The 17,839-nt window shown below is 56.2% G+C and carries 23 protein-coding genes; 12 read left to right on the forward strand and 11 right to left on the reverse strand.

What is annotated here, in order from left to right; all coding sequences use genetic code 11:
• Positions 1-8: 8 nt before the first annotated feature.
• Positions 9-1,442 (forward strand): serine-type D-Ala-D-Ala carboxypeptidase, encoded by a 1,434-nt coding sequence (gene dacB, locus SPE70_RS23340; protein WP_064169984.1) that lies wholly within the window; start codon positions 9-11, stop codon positions 1,440-1,442.
• A gap of 51 nt (positions 1,443-1,493) precedes the next feature.
• Here dacB and cgtA read toward each other — a convergent pair whose 3' ends face one another.
• The 4 genes from cgtA to rplU all read right to left on the reverse strand — a co-directional run bounded on the left by cgtA (position 1,494) and on the right by rplU (position 4,335).
• Entirely contained in the window at positions 1,494-2,672 is a 1,179-nt protein-coding gene (cgtA, locus tag SPE70_RS23345) for an Obg family GTPase CgtA (RefSeq protein ID WP_008806641.1), read from the reverse strand.
• Positions 2,673-2,687: 15 nt separating this feature from the next.
• A complete protein-coding gene (locus SPE70_RS23350) occupies positions 2,688-3,653 on the reverse strand; it encodes a DMT family transporter (RefSeq protein WP_008806642.1) in 966 nt (321 codons plus the stop codon).
• Positions 3,654-3,745: 92 nt separating this feature from the next.
• Complete coding sequence (gene rpmA, locus SPE70_RS23355; protein ID WP_002434222.1) at positions 3,746-4,003, reverse strand: 50S ribosomal protein L27; 258 nt, start codon at positions 4,001-4,003, stop codon at positions 3,746-3,748.
• Between the two features lie 20 nt (positions 4,004-4,023).
• Positions 4,024-4,335, reverse strand: a complete 312-nt coding sequence (rplU, locus tag SPE70_RS23360; RefSeq protein ID WP_002918379.1) for a 50S ribosomal protein L21 — start codon at positions 4,333-4,335, stop codon at positions 4,024-4,026.
• 260 nt (positions 4,336-4,595) lie between these two features.
• On the opposite strand from rplU, the gene ispB reads away from it, so the two are divergent.
• Positions 4,596-5,567, forward strand: coding sequence for an octaprenyl diphosphate synthase (ispB, locus tag SPE70_RS23365; RefSeq protein WP_008806643.1), 972 nt, complete (start codon positions 4,596-4,598; stop codon positions 5,565-5,567).
• Positions 5,568-5,763: 196 nt separating this feature from the next.
• The gene (gene sfsB, locus SPE70_RS23370; RefSeq protein ID WP_008806644.1) at positions 5,764-6,036 is read left to right on the forward strand and encodes a DNA-binding transcriptional regulator SfsB; all 273 of its coding nucleotides are present in this window, start codon (positions 5,764-5,766) and stop codon (positions 6,034-6,036) included.
• A 54-nt stretch (positions 6,037-6,090) separates the two neighbouring features.
• Here sfsB and murA read toward each other — a convergent pair whose 3' ends face one another.
• The 7 genes from murA to mlaF form a co-directional block, all read right to left on the reverse strand.
• Complete coding sequence (gene murA, locus SPE70_RS23375) at positions 6,091-7,350, reverse strand: UDP-N-acetylglucosamine 1-carboxyvinyltransferase (RefSeq protein WP_008806645.1); 1,260 nt, start codon at positions 7,348-7,350, stop codon at positions 6,091-6,093.
• A gap of 53 nt (positions 7,351-7,403) precedes the next feature.
• Positions 7,404-7,658: a BolA family iron metabolism protein IbaG gene (gene ibaG / locus SPE70_RS23380; protein WP_004144910.1), complete on the reverse strand. Its 255-nt coding sequence runs from the start codon at positions 7,656-7,658 to the stop codon at positions 7,404-7,406.
• 136 nt (positions 7,659-7,794) lie between these two features.
• Positions 7,795-8,085, reverse strand: coding sequence for a lipid asymmetry maintenance protein MlaB (mlaB, locus tag SPE70_RS23385; RefSeq protein ID WP_008806646.1), 291 nt, complete (start codon positions 8,083-8,085; stop codon positions 7,795-7,797).
• Positions 8,085-8,720 carry a phospholipid-binding protein MlaC gene (gene mlaC / locus SPE70_RS23390; protein ID WP_002918386.1) on the reverse strand — a complete coding sequence of 212 codons (636 nt, stop codon included), beginning with the start codon at positions 8,718-8,720 and terminating at the stop codon, positions 8,085-8,087. The genes mlaB and mlaC overlap by 1 nt, the downstream gene beginning before the upstream one ends.
• 18 nt (positions 8,721-8,738) lie before the next feature.
• Positions 8,739-9,290 (reverse strand): outer membrane lipid asymmetry maintenance protein MlaD, encoded by a 552-nt coding sequence (mlaD, locus tag SPE70_RS23395; RefSeq protein WP_004206195.1) that lies wholly within the window; start codon positions 9,288-9,290, stop codon positions 8,739-8,741.
• 4 nt (positions 9,291-9,294) lie between these two features.
• Complete coding sequence (mlaE, locus tag SPE70_RS23400) at positions 9,295-10,077, reverse strand: lipid asymmetry maintenance ABC transporter permease subunit MlaE (RefSeq protein WP_004150949.1); 783 nt, start codon at positions 10,075-10,077, stop codon at positions 9,295-9,297.
• A 7-nt stretch (positions 10,078-10,084) separates the two neighbouring features.
• Positions 10,085-10,897, reverse strand: a complete 813-nt coding sequence (mlaF, locus tag SPE70_RS23405; RefSeq protein WP_012540470.1) for a phospholipid ABC transporter ATP-binding protein MlaF — start codon at positions 10,895-10,897, stop codon at positions 10,085-10,087.
• A 209-nt stretch (positions 10,898-11,106) separates the two neighbouring features.
• On the opposite strand from mlaF, the gene SPE70_RS23410 reads away from it, so the two are divergent.
• From SPE70_RS23410 to ptsN, 9 genes are all read left to right on the forward strand, one after another.
• Positions 11,107-12,084, forward strand: coding sequence for a calcium/sodium antiporter (locus SPE70_RS23410; RefSeq protein WP_008806648.1), 978 nt, complete (start codon positions 11,107-11,109; stop codon positions 12,082-12,084).
• The gene (gene kdsD, locus SPE70_RS23415; protein ID WP_369815300.1) at positions 12,081-13,085 is read left to right on the forward strand and encodes an arabinose-5-phosphate isomerase KdsD; all 1,005 of its coding nucleotides are present in this window, start codon (positions 12,081-12,083) and stop codon (positions 13,083-13,085) included. The genes SPE70_RS23410 and kdsD overlap by 4 nt, the downstream gene beginning before the upstream one ends.
• Before the next feature lie 14 nt (positions 13,086-13,099).
• On the forward strand, positions 13,100-13,666 hold the full coding sequence (gene kdsC / locus SPE70_RS23420) for a 3-deoxy-manno-octulosonate-8-phosphatase KdsC (RefSeq protein WP_064169982.1): 567 nt from the start codon (positions 13,100-13,102) through the stop codon (positions 13,664-13,666).
• Positions 13,663-14,238, forward strand: a complete 576-nt coding sequence (gene lptC / locus SPE70_RS23425) for an LPS export ABC transporter periplasmic protein LptC (RefSeq protein WP_008806651.1) — start codon at positions 13,663-13,665, stop codon at positions 14,236-14,238. The genes kdsC and lptC overlap by 4 nt, the downstream gene beginning before the upstream one ends.
• A complete protein-coding gene (gene lptA, locus SPE70_RS23430; protein ID WP_002918415.1) occupies positions 14,207-14,752 on the forward strand; it encodes a lipopolysaccharide ABC transporter substrate-binding protein LptA in 546 nt (181 codons plus the stop codon). Before lptC ends, lptA begins: the two co-directional genes overlap by 32 nt.
• Before the next feature lie 6 nt (positions 14,753-14,758).
• Entirely contained in the window at positions 14,759-15,484 is a 726-nt protein-coding gene (gene lptB, locus SPE70_RS23435) for an LPS export ABC transporter ATP-binding protein (RefSeq protein ID WP_002918417.1), read from the forward strand.
• A gap of 47 nt (positions 15,485-15,531) precedes the next feature.
• The gene (gene rpoN / locus SPE70_RS23440) at positions 15,532-16,965 is read left to right on the forward strand and encodes an RNA polymerase factor sigma-54 (protein ID WP_012540467.1); all 1,434 of its coding nucleotides are present in this window, start codon (positions 15,532-15,534) and stop codon (positions 16,963-16,965) included.
• Between the two features lie 22 nt (positions 16,966-16,987).
• On the forward strand, positions 16,988-17,275 hold the full coding sequence (gene hpf / locus SPE70_RS23445; protein ID WP_004206206.1) for a ribosome hibernation promoting factor: 288 nt from the start codon (positions 16,988-16,990) through the stop codon (positions 17,273-17,275).
• 69 nt (positions 17,276-17,344) lie between these two features.
• Positions 17,345-17,833 (forward strand): PTS IIA-like nitrogen regulatory protein PtsN, encoded by a 489-nt coding sequence (ptsN, locus tag SPE70_RS23450; RefSeq protein WP_004144926.1) that lies wholly within the window; start codon positions 17,345-17,347, stop codon positions 17,831-17,833.
• Positions 17,834-17,839: the final 6 nt, after the last annotated feature.

Consider the following 17,839-nt stretch of genomic DNA (forward strand, 5'->3'; position numbering starts at 1 on the left):
GCGAGATTATGCGATTTCCCAGATTTATCATCGGATTGACTGCCGGTATAGCGCTTAGCGCTCAGGCGGCGAATATTGACGAGTACATCAACCAGCTTCCCGCCGGTGCGAACCTTGCCTTTATGGTGCAAAAGGTCGGCGCATCGACGCCGGAAATCGACTATCACAGCCAGCAAATGGCGCTCCCGGCCAGTACGCAAAAGGTTATCACCGCGCTGGCGGCTCTGCTGCAGCTGGGGCCCGATTTCCGCTTTACCACCACGCTGGAAACCAAAGGCTCACTTGACGGCGGCGTGCTGAAAGGCGATCTGATTGCACGCTTCGGCGGCGATCCGACGCTCAAACGGCAGGATATTCGCAATATGGTGGCGACGCTGAAAAAAGCTGGCGTGCAGCGTATCGAAGGCAATGTGCTCATCGATACCTCGGTCTTCGCCAGCCATGACAAAGCGCCGGGCTGGCCGTGGAACGACCTGACGCAGTGCTTCAGCGCCCCGCCGGCGGCCGCAATTGTCGACCGTAACTGCTTCTCTGTCTCGCTGTATAGCGCGCAGAAACCGGGCGATCTCGCCTTCATTCGCGTTGCGTCCTATTATCCGGTCACCATGTTCAGCCAGGTGCGAACGCTGGCGCGCGGCTCAGCAGAAGCACAGTACTGCGAGCTCGACGTAGTGCCAGGCGATCTCAATCGCTATACCCTCACTGGCTGCCTGCCGCAGCGTAGCGAGCCGCTGCCGCTGGCCTTCGCCATTCAGGATGGCGCCAGCTACGCCGGGGCGATCCTCAAAGCGGAGCTGACCCAGGCGGGGATCACCTATAGCGGCACGCTGCTGCGCCAGACGCTGGCCAATGACCCCGGAACGGTATTAGCCACCACCCAGTCGGCTCCACTGCACGATCTGCTGCGGATCATGCTGAAGAAGTCAGACAACATGATTGCCGACACCGTCTTTCGTACCATCGGCCACGCCCGCTTCGGCGTACCTGGCACCTGGCGGGCAGGATCCGATGCCGTACGCCAGATCCTGCGTCAACAGGCTGGGGTCGATCTCGGCAACACGATCATCGCCGACGGCTCTGGCTTGTCGCGCCACAACCTGATCGCCCCGGCGACCATGATGCAGGTGCTGCAGTATATCGCCCAGCACGATACCGAGCTCAACTTCATCTCCATGCTGCCGCTGGCGGGCCACGACGGGTCGCTGCAATACCGCGCCGGCCTCCACCAGGCGGGCGTGGATGGCAAAGTCTCGGCGAAAACAGGTTCGTTGCAGGGGGTTTATAACCTTGCAGGCTTTATCACTACCGCCAGCGGACAAAAGGTGGCCTTCGTGCAATATCTCTCCGGCTACGCCGTGGAACCCGCCGACCAGCGTAATCGCCGCATCCCGCTGGTCCGCTTTGAAAGCCGCTTGTATAAAGATTTGTACCAGAACAACTAAAACAAAAGGGCCGCATCAGATGCGGCCCTTTTTGATCCAGCGAAGTCAGGATTAGCGTTTGTAGATGAATTCGACGCCTTCTTCGTCGTCTTCGTCCCAGTCGTCATCCCAGTCTTCGTCATCTTCCACTTCGACTTCGGCTTCTTCAAGCTGCTGACGGTGATAGTCGTCCCACATGAACTCGACTTTCTCCGGCTTCTGCTCTTCTTCCACATGCACGATCGGGTTTTCGATGATAAAGGTCATCACGTCCCAGCACAGCTCTTTCACGCCCTGCTGGCTGGCCGCGGAGATCAGGTAGAATTTATCTTCCCAACCCAGCGCTTCGGCAATCGCCTTCGCTTTGGCTTCGGCTTCCGCTTTGTCCATCAGGTCAATCTTGTTAAAGACTAACCAGCGTGGCTTGGAGGCCAGCTTCTCGCTGTATTTCTCCAGCTCGCCAATGATAATGCGGGCATTCTCAACCGGATCGGAACCATCGATAGGCTCGATGTCGATGAGATGCAGCAGCACACGGCAGCGCTCAAGGTGCTTGAGGAAGCGGATACCAAGGCCTGCACCTTCCGCTGCGCCTTCAATCAGCCCCGGGATATCGGCGACCACGAAGCTCTTCTCGTTGTCCATACGCACCACGCCCAGGCTCGGCACCAGGGTGGTAAACGGATAGTCAGCCACTTTCGGCTTGGCGGCGGAGACCGCACGGATGAAGGTGGATTTGCCGGCGTTCGGCATCCCCAGCATCCCGACATCGGCCAGCAGCATCAGCTCCAGCTGCAGGTCGCGTTTATCACCCGGGGTACCCATGGTCTTCTGACGCGGGGTGCGGTTAACGGATGATTTGAAACGGGTGTTGCCCAGACCGTGCCAGCCACCTTTCGCCACCATCAGACGCTGACCGTGTTTGGTCATGTCGCCCATGGTCTCGCCGGTTCCCTGGTCGATAACCCGGGTCCCGACCGGCACTTTCACCGTCACGTCTTTACCACGCTTACCGGTACAGTCGCGGCTCTGGCCATTCTGCCCGCGTTCGGCGCGGAACGATTTTTCAAAACGGTAGTCGATCAGGGTGTTCAGGTTCTCGTCCGCTTCCAGCCAGACATCGCCGCCGTCACCGCCATCGCCGCCGTCCGGACCGCCTTTCGGAATATACTTTTCGCGGCGGAAGCTTACGCAACCATTGCCGCCGTCACCTGCTACGACCAGGATCGTTGCTTCATCTACAAACTTCATTTTACTCTCCGTAAATCATTCGCCTGAGCGGGGCAGCGGTACTACCGCCTCTCGCTTACGCCAACGCCCCCAAAGACGATGGCCGATGGCGGAATACATCGCGCCCGCAACCACGACAAACGCACCGAGATAACCAATCAGGTTTAACATCGGTCTGGCGAAAACATCGGGCCAGGCCATTGATAATAAATCAGAAAACAGTAGCGTAAACAGTGGCGTCAAGGTGATTAACGCGCTGACCTGCGCCGCCTGCCAGCGCGCCATGGCTTCCGCCAGCGCCCCGTAGCCGACCAGGGTATTTAGCCCGCAAAAAATCAGGCATGCCAGTTGCCAGTCGCTTAGCTGGGATATCACCCCGGGCTTAGCGAGCGGCAGTAATGCAATCGTACATAAAGTGTACAGCAAAAATAGTATCTGCTGTGATGCCAGACGGCGCAATAACACCTTTTGCGCGACGCCATAGCTTACCCACACCGTTGCAGCAGCAACGCCGAAAATTACCCCCCATGTGTAATCCGTCAGGCGGGTAAAGATTTCAATCAGGCTGGTGTTGAAAAACATCACCAGCCCGCTGAGCAACATCAACGCGCCCACCACCTGGGTACCGCGCATGCGCTCTTTCAGAATCACGACGCTTGCCACCATCATGCCCACCGGCGATAGCTGGCCGATGACCTGAGAAGCAGTGGGGCTGAGATATTGCAGGGAAGAACTGAACAGAATGAAGTTACCGAACAGGCCACCGGTGGCAATGGCTAACAAAACCAGCCAGCGCGGCTTGCGAAAAATTCGCAGCGGCGGCAGTTTGCCTTTGATCGCGAGGATCGCGCCAAGCCCAATGCTGGCCATCAGGAAGCGATAAAACACCACCGTAGGCGGCTCCATCACCTCAAGAACCTGTTTCATCGCAATCGGCAACGCTCCCCAACACATCGCGGTGGTAAGCGCCAGAATAATGCCAATCCCAGCCTGCTGCTTCATGCCTGTTTCCCTGCAAAATTTTCCAGTAGACGAATGTAAAAAGCCCCGCAACGTGTTGCGGGGCTTTCATCCGTTACCGGGACGCGAAAAACTTATTCAGCAACGATGCTGATGAATTTACGGTTTTTCGGGCCTTTAACTTCGAACTTGACTTTACCGTCAGTCAAAGCGAACAGAGTGTGGTCACGGCCGCAACCAACGTTGGTGCCAGCGTGGAATTTGGTACCACGTTGACGAACGATGATGCTACCTGCCAGAACTGCTTCACCGCCGAAACGTTTTACGCCCAGACGTTTAGCTTCTGAATCGCGACCGTTACGAGTCGAGCCGCCAGCCTTTTTATGTGCCATTTAAATCTACTCCTCAGGTCTTAGGCGCTGATGCCAGTGATTTTCACATCAGTGAACCACTGACGATGGCCCTGCTGCTTACGATAGTGTTTACGACGACGAAACTTAACGATTTTAACTTTCTCGCCACGACCGTGAGCAACAACTTCAGCTTTGATTACGCCGCCCTCAACGAAAGGAACGCCGATCTTGATTTCTTCACCGTTTGCGATCATCAGCACTTCAGCGAATTCAACAGCTTCGCCAGTTGCGATGTCCAGCTTTTCCAGGCGAACGGTCTGACCTTCGCTTACTCGGTGTTGTTTACCACCACTTTGGAAAACCGCGTACATATAAAACTCCGCTTCCGCGCACCTCTTTATGTGATTCAGAGTGCGCTATAAATATTCACAATAGGGCGCGAATATTACGCAAAACGCGAGCCTTTGACAAGAGCGATTAGCGATCAATGCAGAAAAAAAACACAACTTTCACGACAACGTTTATCTACGGCAATTTTTCAGTACAATCATATCTTCTTTTAATTCTGTCTTAATCCTTCTGTGATCCCACCTGGATTCATGGTAACAGGACATTTGGCCCGGCTTTTGCGATGAATTTAGAAAAAATCAATGAGTTAACCGCGCAAGATATGGCGGGTGTCAATGCGACGATTCTTGAGCAACTCAACTCCGATGTTCAGCTTATCAATCAGTTAGGCTATTACATCGTCAGCGGCGGCGGCAAACGCATTCGCCCGATGATTGCTGTGCTTGCCGCGCGCGCGGTGGGCTATCAAGGGAGCGCGCATGTCACTATTGCTGCGCTGATTGAATTTATTCATACCGCCACGCTACTGCATGACGACGTCGTCGATGAGTCTGACATGCGTCGCGGCAAAGCCACGGCCAATGCGGCGTTCGGCAATGCCGCCAGCGTGCTGGTTGGCGATTTCATCTATACCCGCGCCTTCCAGATGATGACCCAGCTAGGCTCACTGAAGATCCTCGAGGTCATGTCGGAGGCGGTGAACGTCATTGCCGAAGGCGAAGTGCTGCAGTTGATGAACGTCAACGATCCGGATATCACGGAAGAGAACTATATGCGCGTCATCTACAGCAAGACGGCGCGCCTGTTTGAGGCGGCCTCGCAGTGTGCGGGAATGCTGGCCGACTGCTCCGCGGAAGAAGAGCGCGCGTTGCAGGATTATGGTCGCTATCTCGGCACCGCTTTCCAGCTGATCGACGATTTACTCGACTACAGCTCCGACGGAGAGCGACTCGGTAAAAACGTCGGTGATGACCTGAACGAAGGCAAACCGACGCTACCGCTGCTGCATGCTATGCATCATGGCACCCCCGATCAGGCGGCGATGATCCGCGGGGCGATCGAGCAGGGCAATGGTCGCCATCTGCTGGATGCTGTTCTGGAAACCATGGCCACCTGCGGTTCGCTGGAGTGGACGCAGAAGCGTGCTGAAGAAGAAGCCGATAAAGCGATTGCAGCCCTGCAGATCCTCCCGGACACACCGTGGCGCGAAGCTTTGATTGGACTGGCACATATTGCGGTCCAGCGCGATCATTAACCCCCCCTCCTTTCCCGCGCGATGCGCGGGAAAGTTCCAGTAAAATGCCACTTCTCTCCCTAAACTTCCGAATATCTTGATAGATTCTGAATATTCTGGCGCCTTAACAGAACTTGTTAGAACCCTACATAGTACGCGGGTATAGTGTCCCCATCGCCCATGTGGACGATCTGGACCTTTAACACCAGGAGAATTTATGGATAAGTTCATCGACTGGCATCCCGCCGATATTGTTGCTGGGTTACGTAAACGGGGAACATCGCTGGCGGCAGAGTCGCGACGGCACGGCCTGAGTTCTTCAACGCTGGCGAACGCCCTGACCCGCCCCTGGCCGAAAGGCGAGTTGATTATCGCCACGGCGCTGGAAACGCAGCCGTGGGTCATCTGGCCGTCACGCTACCACGACCCGGTGACTCATGAGTTTATCGACAGAACGCAGATGATGCGTCAAAAGAAGACAGACAGGTGATGTGATAATCGACAGGGTCCCGAACCAACGCCCCGGGGCCCTGTCAGGACACGGTTACTCGCCCTTCACGCGCTGAATATTGGCACCCAACGCCTGCAGTTTATCCTCGATACGCTCATAGCCACGATCGATGTGGTAGATGCGATCAACGATGGTGGTCCCTTCAGCGATGCAGCCTGCCAGCACGAGGCTCGCCGACGCACGCAAATCGGTCGCCATCACCTGCGCGCCCGAAAGCTGCTTCACGCCGTGACAGATAGCGGTATTGCTCTCGATCTCCGCGTGCGCGCCCATACGGATCAGTTCCGGAATGTGCATGAAGCGGTTTTCAAAGATCGTTTCGGTGATCACGCCGGTCCCCTCCGCCACCAGGTTAAGCAGCGTGAACTGGGCCTGCATATCGGTCGGGAAGCCCGGGTGCGGCGCGGTACGCACGTTGACCGCTTTCGGACGGTTGCCGTGCATATCGAGGCTAATCCAGTCTTCTCCCGTTTCGATGTCAGCCCCGGCGTCACGCAGTTTCGCCAGAACGGCATCCAGAGTATCCGGCTGCGCGTTACGGCAGAGGATCTTGCCGCCGGAAATCGCCGCGGCCACCAGGAAGGTGCCGGTTTCGATACGGTCCGGCAGTACACGGTATACGCCGCCACCCAGACGCTGCACGCCTTCGATGGTAATGCGATCGGTGCCCTGGCCTTTGATTTTCGCGCCCAGCGCGTTAAGGAAGTTGGCGGTATCGACAATTTCCGGCTCGCGCGCGGCGTTTTCGATAATCGTCGTCCCCTCCGCGAGGGTCGCTGCGCTCATGATAGTTACGGTAGCGCCGACGCTCACCTTATCCATCACGATATGCGCGCCTTTCAGGCGACCGTTGACCGAGGCTTTGACATAACCTTCTTCCAGTTTGATCTCGGCGCCCAGCTGTTCCAGACCGCTAATGTGCAGGTCGACCGGACGCGCGCCGATGGCGCAGCCGCCTGGCAGAGAAACTTGTCCCTGACCAAAACGCGCCACCAGCGGGCCCAGCGCCCAGATGGAGGCACGCATGGTTTTCACCAGGTCGTACGGAGCACAGAATACATCAACCGGGCCGGCGTCAATCCATACCGAACCATTGCGCTCAACCTTCGCGCCCAGCTGGCTCAGCAGCTTCATGGTGGTATCGATATCTTTCAGCTTAGGTACGTTCTGGATCTCTACCGGCTCTTCGGCAAGCAGCGCGGAAAAGAGGATTGGCAGGGCGGCGTTCTTTGCACCAGAAATGGTGACTTCGCCCTGAAGGCGAGTCGGCCCCTGAACACGGAATTTATCCATTGATTCTGTTCTCTATTAAAAATTCACATACGCTGCAGGGGACCCCCCACAGCTTAGAAGCCATTTAGTTTGCGGTCTCGCGCCCACTCCTGCGGAGTGAAGGCCTTGATCGACAGCGCATGGATACGGTTGTCAGCAATATATTCCATCAGCGGCGCGTAGACGCTCTGCTGCTTTTTAACCCGACTCATGCCATCGAACATCTCACCCACAGCAATAACCTGAAAGTGGCTGCCATCGCCAGAGACGTGGACTTCCTGGAGGGGGAGTGCGTTCATCAGCACGGTCTGAATTTCATGATTTTCCATGGGCTCAAATTTATCTGATAGTGAAAACAGCCCAACATCTTAGAGGAAAGTGGCGCGGTCTTAAACAAGCAAAAAGCCCCGACGAAAAGATTGCCGGGGCTTTCGGAATAGCTTCAACGCTAAGGCACTGAAAAGATTATGGGATCATATCGACAGGCAGGTTGTAAAGACCGATCAGCGTTTGCAGATTTTCGCTCTTCGCGATCAGCTGCGCTTCCCGCCCCTGACGGCGGATCAGTGCCACAAAATGCACTAACAGCGCCAGGCCCGCCGTGTCCACGCGCGTAGTCTGGCTGAGATCGATGATCGTCGCCCCCTCCGTCGCCCTGGCGCGTGCTTCCCAGAGCGGGACCAGCAGATCCTGGTCCAGCTCTCCGTGCAGCGCCAGCGTCTCGCCCTCGCGAGTCCAGCTCAGCTGCCCGGTCATTATTTTTTCTGTTCCAGCGTGATCGGCTGAGCGGAGATCGCTTTCAGCTGCGCGGTCAGGCCGTCAACGCCCTTGGTGCGCAGCAGATCGCTCCACTCATTCTGTTTGGTGGTGATCATACTGACGCCTTCGGCGATCATATCGTAGGCCTGCCAGTTACCGGTCTGGGTATTTTTACGCCACTGGAAGTCCAGACGCACCGGCGGACGACCGTTCGGGTCGATGATAGTGACGCGGATCGGAACGATGGTTGCGCTGCCCAGCGGCTGCTCCGGCGCAATCTGGTAAGTCTGCCCGTGGTACATCGCCAGCGCCTGGCCGTAGGCCTGCTTCAGATATTCACGGAAGGCGGCAAAGTAGGCCTCACGCTGCGCGGGGGTCGCTTCTTTGTAATAGCGGCCCAGCACCAGCGCGCCAGCATATTTCACCTGCACATACGGCAACAGCTCCTGGTCGACGATGTCGCGCAGATAGTTAGGGTTGGCTTTGATCTTCGGCTGTTCATTCTTCAGGCGATCGAAGGTTTTCTGCGCCGCTTCATTCATCAGCTTATACGGGTTGGACTGGTCTGCCGCCTGGACAGCGGTCAGCGGGGCAATCACCAGCATGGCGACCATGAGTAAGCGTTTAAACATATCGTGTTTCTCCTGAAATTAATGCGTCGTGCCGGCTGCCGGCGTCGCGTCAGTATGACCTTCTGCCTCGGCCTTATCATTGCCAGAATTCTGATTGTCGCCGCCCTTGCTGTTATAAAGGAACTGACCAATCAGATCTTCCAGCACCATGGCGGACTTGGTGTCCTGGATAGTACCGCCGTCTTTAAGGATAGTCGTCCCAAGGTCCGGGTCTTCAAAACCGACGTTCAGCGCCAGATACTGTTCGCCCAGCAGACCCGAGGTGCGGATCGCCAACGAACTGGTATCCGGGATATGGTTGTAGCGCTCATCGATATCGAGCTCCACGCGTGGCAGATAGGTTTTCGGGTCGAGAGTGATGTCCGCTACCCGTCCCACAACCACACCGCCGATGCGTACCGGCGAACGCGCCTTCAGGCCGCCGATGTTATCGAAGGTCGCGTAAAGGCGGTAAGTCGGCTCAGTACGTAGCGAGGTGACGTTCGCCGCCTTCAGGCAGACAAACAGCGCCGCCAGCAGCGCCACCAGTAAGAACACCCCTACCCAGATTTCATTTTTTTTCGTTTGCATGAACTCAATTCCCAAACATCAGCGCAGTCAGCACAAAATCCAGCCCCAGAACCGCCAGCGACGCATGCACCACGGTGCGTGTTGTCGCCCGGCTAATCCCGGCGGAAGTGGGGATAGCGTCATAACCGTTAAATAACGCAATCCAGGTTACCGTAATGGCGAATACCAGACTCTTAATCAGGCAGTTCACCAGGTCCATTCGCCAGTCGACGGCATTTTGCATCGCGGTCCAGAAAAAACCACCGTCAATGCCTTTCCAGCTTACGCCTACCAGCGCACCACCCCAGATCCCTACCGCGACAAAGATAATCGTCAACAGCGGCAGCGAAATGACGCCAGCCCAGAAGCGTGGAGAAATCACGCGACGCAGCGGATCCACCGCCATCATCTCCATACTCGAGAGCTGCTCCGTGGCCCGCATCAGGCCAATCTCGGCGGTCAGCGCCGATCCGGCGCGCCCGGCAAACAGCAGCGCAGCGACCACCGGCCCCAGCTCGCGCAGCAGCGACAGCGCCACCAGCATGCCAAGACTGGTCTCTGCGCTGTAGGTGGTTAAGACCAGATACCCCTGCAGCCCGAGCACCATACCGATAAACAAGCCCGATACAATGATAATCAGCATCGACAGAACGCCAACGTTATAGAGCTGACGAACCAGCAGCGGCGCGTGCTTGCGAAACTCTGGTTTGCCCACAACGGCGTTGAAAAGCATTAATCCGGCGCGTCCAAACGTCGCGGTGGTTTTAATCCCGCGATGCCCTAGCGCGGCCAGCGCATTAAACAGCATGAGTCGCTCAACTCCCTATGCCTAATAAATCATGGTGATAGTCGCCAGCCGGATAACGGAACGGCACCGGGCCGTCGGCAATACCATCAATAAACTGACGAACCCGAGGATCGGTATTCTCCCGCAGCGACTGGGCGCTACCGTGGGCGACAATCTTTTTATCCGCCACGATATACGCGTAGTCCGCAATGCTAAGCACCTCAGGCACATCGTGCGAAACCACGATGCAAGTGACACCCAGCGTGTTGTTGAGTTCAGAAATCAGCTTCACCAGCACGCCCATGGTGATGGGATCCTGCCCGACAAACGGTTCGTCGAACATAATCAGATCCGGCTCAAGGGCAATCGCTCTCGCCAGGGCGGCACGGCGCGCCATCCCGCCGGAAAGCTCGGAGGGCATTAACTTCGCCGCCCCACGCAACCCCACCGCTTCCAGCTTCATCATCACCGTCGTATGCAGCAGCGCAGGCGGCAGCTGCGTATGCTCGCGCAGCGGATAGGCAACGTTATCAAAGACATTGAGATCGGTGAACAGCGCGCCAGACTGGAACAGCATGCTCATCCGCTTACGCACCGTATAAAGACGCGATCGCGTCATCTGCGGCACGTTCTCGCCATCAAACAGGATCTCTCCCCTGTCCGGCGGGATCTGGCCGCCGATCAGGCGTAACAGGGTAGTCTTGCCGATCCCCGAAGGTCCCATGATCGCAGTAATTTTACCGCGCGGCACCGACAGCGAGATGTCGTCGAAGATCACACGATCGCCGCGTGAAAAGCGGATACCGCGCACTTCAACTAAATTCGCCTGAGTTTGGCTCATAAAATCATCCTTACTAAACACCTGACGGGCAAGCATGGCCCTTTCTTGCGCCACAATCACAACATTTTTACAGAATCTTACCTGCACAGGTTAGCGAAAGCTGGCATTTGTTTTACTTTTGGCACACATAAAGTCAAAATTAAGAATTCGTTACGCTGCGTAGGGATAACCCAGCGAGGCGACGATTATACCTGAAGAAAGGACTTTAGATGCTCTTAGCGACGGCTCTGTTAATTATTGGTTTACTGCTGGTTGTCTACAGCGCCGATCGTCTGGTCTATGCCGCTTCCATCCTGTGTCGTATGTTGGGGATCCCGCCGCTGATCATCGGTATGACGGTGGTGAGTATCGGCACCAGCCTGCCCGAGATCATGGTTTCCACCACGGCCTCGCTGCATGGGCAGATCGATCTGGCGGTCGGCACCGCGCTCGGCTCCAACATTACCAATATTCTTCTGATCCTCGGACTCGCCGCCTTACTCAGGCCATTTACCGTGCATTCTGATATTCTGCGCCGCGAATTACCGCTAATGTTGCTGGTCAGTGTGCTGGCCGGGCTGGTGCTCTACGATGGACAGCTGTCCCGTCTCGACGGGCTGTTTTTACTGGCGTTAGCGCTTCTGTGGCTGCTGTTTACCATCAAAATCGCCCGTCTGGCGGAGCGCCAGGGCAGCGATAGCCTGACTCGCGAACAGCTGGCGGAGCTGCCGCGTGAAGGATCGCTGCCGGTCGCTCTGCTCTGGTTAGGGGTCGCGATGATTGTCATGCCCATGGCTACCCGTATGGTGGTGGATAACACCACGGTATTGGCAAACTTTTTTGCCATTAGCGAGCTGACCGTCGGTCTGACGGTGGTGGCGATAGGTACCAGCCTGCCAGAGCTGGCCACCGCTATCGCCGGGGCGCGGAAAGGGGAAGATGACATTGCTATCGGCAATATCATCGGCGCCAATATCCTCAATATTGCGCTGGTGCTGGGTTTACCGGCGCTGATCGCGCCGGGGAGCTTTGCGAGCGAAGCCTTCACTCGCGATTATGGCGTGATGCTGCTGGTCAGCCTGATCTTCGCGGTGCTGTGCTGGCGCCGCCAGCAGCAGCCGGGACGGCTGGTTGGCGCACTGCTGGTCGGCGGCTTTGTGGTTTGGTTGGCGATGCTGTTCTGGACAGCGCCGCTCTTCGTTGAATGACTCGGGATAACATCATGTCGCAAATAGATTTGCCCACGGATTTTGACTTTCAACAGGCAGGCCGTCAGGTGCTGGAAATTGAACGTGAAGGTCTGGCCCAGCTCGATCAATATATAAATGAAGACTTTACCCATGCTTGCGAAACGATTTTCCGCTGCGGCGGCAAAGTCGTGGTGATGGGGATGGGCAAATCCGGCCACATCAGCCGCAAAATGGCGGCGACGTTCGCCAGTACCGGCACCTCGGCTTTTTTTGTCCACCCCGGCGAAGCGGCGCACGGCGATTTAGGAATGGTCACTCCACAGGATGTGGTGATTGCGCTGTCGAATTCCGGCGAATCGAATGAAATTCTGGCGCTGATCCCGGTCCTGAAGCGCCAGCAGGTGAAGCTTATCTGCATCACCAGCCGGCCTGAGAGCAGCATGGCGCGCGCAGCGGATATCCATCTGTGCGTGAAAGTGCCCAAAGAGGCCTGCCCGTTAGGGCTGGCGCCCACCTCCAGCACCACCGCGGCGCTGGTGATGGGTGATGCCCTCGCCGTCGCTCTGCTGGAAGCCCGTGGCTTTACCGCCGAAGATTTCGCCCTGTCTCATCCTGGCGGCGCACTCGGTCGTAAGCTGTTGCTGCGCGTCAATGATATTATGCATACCGGTGATGAAATCCCGCACGTCGGCCTGCAGGCCACCCTGCGCGATGCGCTGCTGGAAATCACGCGTAAAAATTTAGGCATGACCGCCGTTTGCGATGACGATATGAACATCATCGGGATCTTCACCGATGGTGACCTGCGCCGGGTCTTTGATACCGGCGTCGATATGCGTAATGCCAGCATTGCCGATGTCATGACCCGGGGAGGGATCCGCATCCGTCCCGGCACCCTGGCGGTAGATGCGCTAAACCTGATGCAATCCCGTCATATCACCTGCGTGCTGGTTGCCGATGGCGACCACCTGCTAGGTGTGGTACATATGCACGATCTCCTGCGCGCGGGCGTAGTGTAAGTAAGGAAAAAATAATGAATAATGCTGATGCTCAGTTAGCGACATGCTATGGGCCGGTAAGCCAGGCGTTTCTCGATCGCGCGGCTAAGATCCGTCTACTGATCCTCGATGTTGACGGTGTATTATCCGACGGACTTATCTATATGGGTAATCACGGCGAGGAGCTGAAAGCGTTCAACGTCCGCGATGGCTATGGTATCCGCTGCGCGCTGACCTCCGGCATCGAAGTGGCGATTATTACCGGGCGAAAAGCTAAACTGGTAGAAGACCGCTGCCAGACGCTGGGCATTACGCATCTCTATCAAGGTCAGTCGGATAAGCTGTTGGCGTTTCGCGAATTAATCAGCAAACTGGCGGTTCGTCCGGATGAAGTGGCGTATATCGGCGACGATCTGATCGACTGGCCGGTGATGGCGGAAGTGGGTTTAAGCGTCGCCGTCGCCGATGCGCATCCGCTGCTGCTGCCGCGGGCGAATTATGTCACGCGCATTAACGGCGGACGCGGCGCGGTACGCGAAGTCTGCGATTTGTTACTATTGGCGCAGGGCAAGTTGGATGAGGCCAAAGGGCAATCAATATGAGTAAAACCAGACGTTGGGTTATCATTTTACTGTCGCTGCTCGCGCTGATCCTCATCGGCCTGAATCTGGCGAATACGGACGACACGGCCCAGCCGGAGGTCAATCCCAACGACCCGACGTATAAAAGCGAACATACCGACACCGTCGTGTACAGCCCGGAAGGCGCCCTGAGCTATCGGCTGATTGCCGAGCATGTGGAATACTTTTCCGATCAGGAGGTTTCCTGGTTTACCAAGCCGGTGATGACCACCTTTGATACCAATAAGGTGCCAACCTGGTCAATCAGGGCAGATAAAGCGAAGCTGACGAATGACCGTATGCTCTATCTTTACGGGCACGTTGAGGTGAATGCGCTCGCGCCTGACTCTCAACTGCGCAAAATTACGACGGATAACGCCCAGATAAATCTGGTCACACAGGACGTTACCTCCGATGACATGGTGACGTTATACGGCACCACATTTAATTCCAGCGGCCTGAAAATGCGTGGAAACCTTCGCAGCAAAAATGCCGAGCTGATTGAAAAGGTGAGAACCTCTTATGAAATTCAGAACAAACAAACTCAGCCTTAAGATTGCGCTCGCCGGCGCTTTACTGGCCGCCAGCCTGCCGGCCCTGGCCAAGACGGGAGATACCGATCAGCCGATCCATATCGAGTCCGATCAGCAGTCACTGGATATGCAGGGCAACGTCGTCACTTTCACCGGTAACGTGGTCGTCACCCAGGGGACGATCAAAATTAACGCTGATAAAGTGGTGGTCACCCGTCCGGGCAATGAGAAAGGTAAAGAGGTGATCGAAGGCTTCGGTAACCCGGCCACCTTCTACCAGATGCAGGATAACGGCAAGCCGGTAAAAGGCCGGGCGTCGAAAATGCGCTACGAGCTGCAGAATGATTACGTCGTGCTGACCGGCAACGCTTACCTTGAGCAGCTCGACAGCAATATCAAGGGCGATAAGATCACCTATCTGGTGAAAGAGCAAAAAATGCAGGCCTTCAGCGACAAAGGTCGACGCGTCACCACCGTTCTGGTGCCGTCTGAGCTGCAGGATAAAAGCGGCAATCAGCAAAAGAAGAGTAACTAATTCGTTATGGCAACCTTAACTGCGAAGAACCTCGCCAAAGCTTATAAAGGCCGCCGCGTGGTGGAAGATGTCAGTCTCACCGTTAACTCCGGAGAGATTGTCGGCTTGCTCGGCCCGAACGGCGCCGGTAAAACCACCACCTTCTACATGGTGGTCGGCATTGTGCCGCGCGACGCGGGCAATATTATTATCGATGACGAAGACATCAGTCTGCTACCGCTGCACGCGCGCGCGCGCCGGGGCATCGGCTATCTGCCGCAGGAAGCCTCTATTTTTCGTCGTCTGAGCGTCTATGACAACCTGATGGCGGTCCTGCAGATCCGTGACGATTTAACCAGCGAACAGCGGGAAGATCGCGCCAAAGAGCTGATGGAAGAGTTTCATATTGAGCACCTGCGCGACAGCCTCGGTCAGGCGCTCTCCGGTGGTGAACGCCGCCGTGTCGAAATTGCTCGCGCGCTGGCGGCGAACCCGAAATTTATCCTTCTGGATGAACCCTTTGCCGGTGTTGACCCCATCTCCGTTATCGATATCAAACGCATCATTGAACACCTGCGCGACAGCGGCCTCGGCGTACTGATCACCGACCATAACGTCAGAGAGACCCTCGCCGTCTGCGAACGGGCGTATATTGTCAGTCAGGGACACCTTATTGCTCATGGTACGCCGCAGCAGATCCTCGAAGATGAGCAGGTTAAGCGCGTGTATCTTGGGGAAGACTTCAGACTCTGATAGGGTAGAGGTTACAGACGTTTTAGCCGGAGATATTTACCCTGAACATGAAGCAAGGTTTGCAATTAAGGCTTAGCCAACAGCTTGCCATGACGCCGCAACTGCAGCAGGCTATTCGTTTGCTGCAGTTGTCCACGTTAGAACTCCAGCAAGAGCTCCAGCAAGCGCTGGAAAGTAACCCATTGCTTGAGCAAACCGATCTTCACGACGAGGTAGAGGCGAAAGAAGTGGAGGACCGCGAGTCCCTCGATACCGTCGATGCGCTTGAGCAAAAAGAGATGCCGGACGAGCTCCCTCTCGATGCCAGCTGGGATGAAATCTATACCGCCGGTACGCCGTCAGGCAACGGCGTGGATTATCAGGACGACGAGCTGCCCGTCTATCAAGGCGAAACCACTCAGACGCTGCAGGATTATCTGATGTGGCAGGTCGAGCTGACGCCCTTCACCGACACTGACCGCGCCATTGCCACCTCCATCGTCGACGCCGTCGACGATACGGGCTATCTCACCATTCAGATTGAAGACATCGTCGACAGCATTGGCGATGACGAAATCGGCCTGGAAGAGGTGGAGGCCGTTCTGAAGCGCATCCAGCGTTTTGATCCGGTTGGCGTCGCGGCGAAAGATCTGCGCGACTGCCTGCTGATCCAGCTGTCGCAATTCGCTAAAGAGACGCCGTGGCTGGAAGAGGCCCGGTTGATTATCAGCGACCATCTCGATCTGCTGGCTAACCACGATTTCCGCACCCTGATGCGAGTCACCCGCCTGAAAGAAGAGGTGCTGAAAGAGGCGGTGAATCTGATCCAGTCGCTGGATCCCCGCCCTGGCCAGTCCATTCATACCAGTGAACCGGAATATGTCATTCCCGACGTACTGGTCCGCAAGGTCAGTGGCCGCTGGACCGTGGAGCTCAACGCCGACAGCATTCCCCGGCTGAAGATTAATCAGCAATATGCGGCAATGGGCAACAGCGCCCGCAATGACGCCGACGGCCAGTTCATTCGCAGCAATCTGCAGGAAGCCCGCTGGCTAATCAAAAGTCTCGAAAGCCGCAACGATACGCTGCTGCGCGTCAGCCGCTGCATCGTTGAACAGCAGCAGGCTTTTTTCGAACAGGGTGAAGAGTATATGAAGCCGATGGTGCTGGCCGATATCGCCCAGGCTGTCGAGATGCATGAATCCACCATTTCCCGTGTCACCACGCAAAAATATCTGCACAGTCCGCGCGGTATTTTTGAACTGAAGTATTTCTTCTCCAGCCATGTGAATACCGAAGGCGGCGGCGAAGCCTCGTCGACGGCCATTCGCGCGTTGGTGAAGAAGTTAATCGCCGCGGAAAACCCCGCGAAGCCGTTGAGCGACAGTAAGCTCACCTCCATGCTGTCCGAGCAGGGTATCATGGTCGCGCGCCGCACTGTCGCGAAGTACAGAGAGTCTTTATCCATTCCGCCGTCAAACCAGCGTAAACAACTGGTCTGACACAACCGATAAGGAAGACACTATGCAGCTCAACATTACAGGACACAACGTCGAGATCACCCCCGCGATGCGCGACTTCGTCACGGCGAAGTTCAGCAAACTGGAGCAATTTTTCGACCGGATCAATCAGGTCTATATTGTGTTAAAAGTAGAGAAAGTGACGCAAATTGCGGACGCGAATCTGCATGTCAACGGTGGCGAAATCCATGCCAGTGCGGAAGGGCAGGATATGTATGCAGCTGTCGATGGTCTTATCGACAAGCTGGCAAGGCAGTTAACGAAGCACAAAGATAAACTAAAACAACACTAATTGTCCGGGCCCCCCTGCGTCCGTCGTGGTTTAACATCGGCGGCGGGCGCGGGGCGCTCAGGTGAAATTATGATGAACAACGATTCGGCTCTACAACTGAGCAACGTCCTGAACCAGGAATGTACCCGTAGCCAGGTTCACTGCCAGAGCAAGAAGCGTGCTCTGGAAATCATTAGCGAACTGGCCGCCAAACAGTTAAGTTTGCCGCCGCAGGTGGTGTTCGAAGCGATCCTCACCCGCGAAAAAATGGGCAGTACCGGGATTGGCAATGGTATTGCCATTCCTCACGGTAAACTGGAAGAGGATACGCTGCGTGCTGTCGGCGTTTTTGTCCAGCTGGAAACCCCCATCGCCTTCGACGCGATCGACAATCAGCCTGTCGACCTGCTGTTCGCGCTGCTGGTGCCAGCCGACCAGACAAAGACTCACCTGCATACGCTCTCCCTGGTGGCCAAACGGCTGGCGGACAAAGCGATTTGCCGTCGCCTGCGCGCGGCGCAGAGCGATGAAGAGTTGTATGAGATCATCACCGAAGCAGGAAGCAGCGATGACGCATAACGGCAG

It is taken from the genome of Klebsiella sp. ZJOU C1, from assembly GCF_035620215.1.
GTDB lineage: Bacteria > Pseudomonadota > Gammaproteobacteria > Enterobacterales > Enterobacteriaceae > Klebsiella > Klebsiella variicola.

Bases quoted from the DNA above. Each gene is read 5' to 3' on its own strand.
- dacB (WP_064169984.1), top strand. From the start codon at position 9: ATGCGATTTCCCAGATTTATCATCGGATTGACTGCCGGTATAGCGCTT.
- cgtA (WP_008806641.1), bottom strand. From the start codon at position 2,672: ATGAAGTTTGTAGATGAAGCAACGATCCTGGTCGTAGCAGGTGACGGC.
- SPE70_RS23350 (WP_008806642.1), bottom strand. From the start codon at position 3,653: ATGAAGCAGCAGGCTGGGATTGGCATTATTCTGGCGCTTACCACCGCG.
- rpmA (WP_002434222.1), bottom strand. From the start codon at position 4,003: ATGGCACATAAAAAGGCTGGCGGCTCGACTCGTAACGGTCGCGATTCA.
- rplU (WP_002918379.1), bottom strand. From the start codon at position 4,335: ATGTACGCGGTTTTCCAAAGTGGTGGTAAACAACACCGAGTAAGCGAA.
- ispB (WP_008806643.1), top strand. From the start codon at position 4,596: ATGAATTTAGAAAAAATCAATGAGTTAACCGCGCAAGATATGGCGGGT.
- sfsB (WP_008806644.1), top strand. From the start codon at position 5,764: ATGGATAAGTTCATCGACTGGCATCCCGCCGATATTGTTGCTGGGTTA.
- murA (WP_008806645.1), bottom strand. From the start codon at position 7,350: ATGGATAAATTCCGTGTTCAGGGGCCGACTCGCCTTCAGGGCGAAGTC.
- ibaG (WP_004144910.1), bottom strand. From the start codon at position 7,658: ATGGAAAATCATGAAATTCAGACCGTGCTGATGAACGCACTCCCCCTC.
- mlaB (WP_008806646.1), bottom strand. From the start codon at position 8,085: ATGACCGGGCAGCTGAGCTGGACTCGCGAGGGCGAGACGCTGGCGCTG.
- mlaC (WP_002918386.1), bottom strand. From the start codon at position 8,720: ATGTTTAAACGCTTACTCATGGTCGCCATGCTGGTGATTGCCCCGCTG.
- mlaD (WP_004206195.1), bottom strand. From the start codon at position 9,290: ATGCAAACGAAAAAAAATGAAATCTGGGTAGGGGTGTTCTTACTGGTG.
- mlaE (WP_004150949.1), bottom strand. From the start codon at position 10,077: ATGCTGTTTAATGCGCTGGCCGCGCTAGGGCATCGCGGGATTAAAACC.
- mlaF (WP_012540470.1), bottom strand. From the start codon at position 10,897: ATGAGCCAAACTCAGGCGAATTTAGTTGAAGTGCGCGGTATCCGCTTT.
- SPE70_RS23410 (WP_008806648.1), top strand. From the start codon at position 11,107: ATGCTCTTAGCGACGGCTCTGTTAATTATTGGTTTACTGCTGGTTGTC.
- kdsD (WP_369815300.1), top strand. From the start codon at position 12,081: ATGACTCGGGATAACATCATGTCGCAAATAGATTTGCCCACGGATTTT.
- kdsC (WP_064169982.1), top strand. From the start codon at position 13,100: ATGAATAATGCTGATGCTCAGTTAGCGACATGCTATGGGCCGGTAAGC.
- lptC (WP_008806651.1), top strand. From the start codon at position 13,663: ATGAGTAAAACCAGACGTTGGGTTATCATTTTACTGTCGCTGCTCGCG.
- lptA (WP_002918415.1), top strand. From the start codon at position 14,207: ATGAAATTCAGAACAAACAAACTCAGCCTTAAGATTGCGCTCGCCGGC.
- lptB (WP_002918417.1), top strand. From the start codon at position 14,759: ATGGCAACCTTAACTGCGAAGAACCTCGCCAAAGCTTATAAAGGCCGC.
- rpoN (WP_012540467.1), top strand. From the start codon at position 15,532: ATGAAGCAAGGTTTGCAATTAAGGCTTAGCCAACAGCTTGCCATGACG.
- hpf (WP_004206206.1), top strand. From the start codon at position 16,988: ATGCAGCTCAACATTACAGGACACAACGTCGAGATCACCCCCGCGATG.
- ptsN (WP_004144926.1), top strand. From the start codon at position 17,345: ATGATGAACAACGATTCGGCTCTACAACTGAGCAACGTCCTGAACCAG.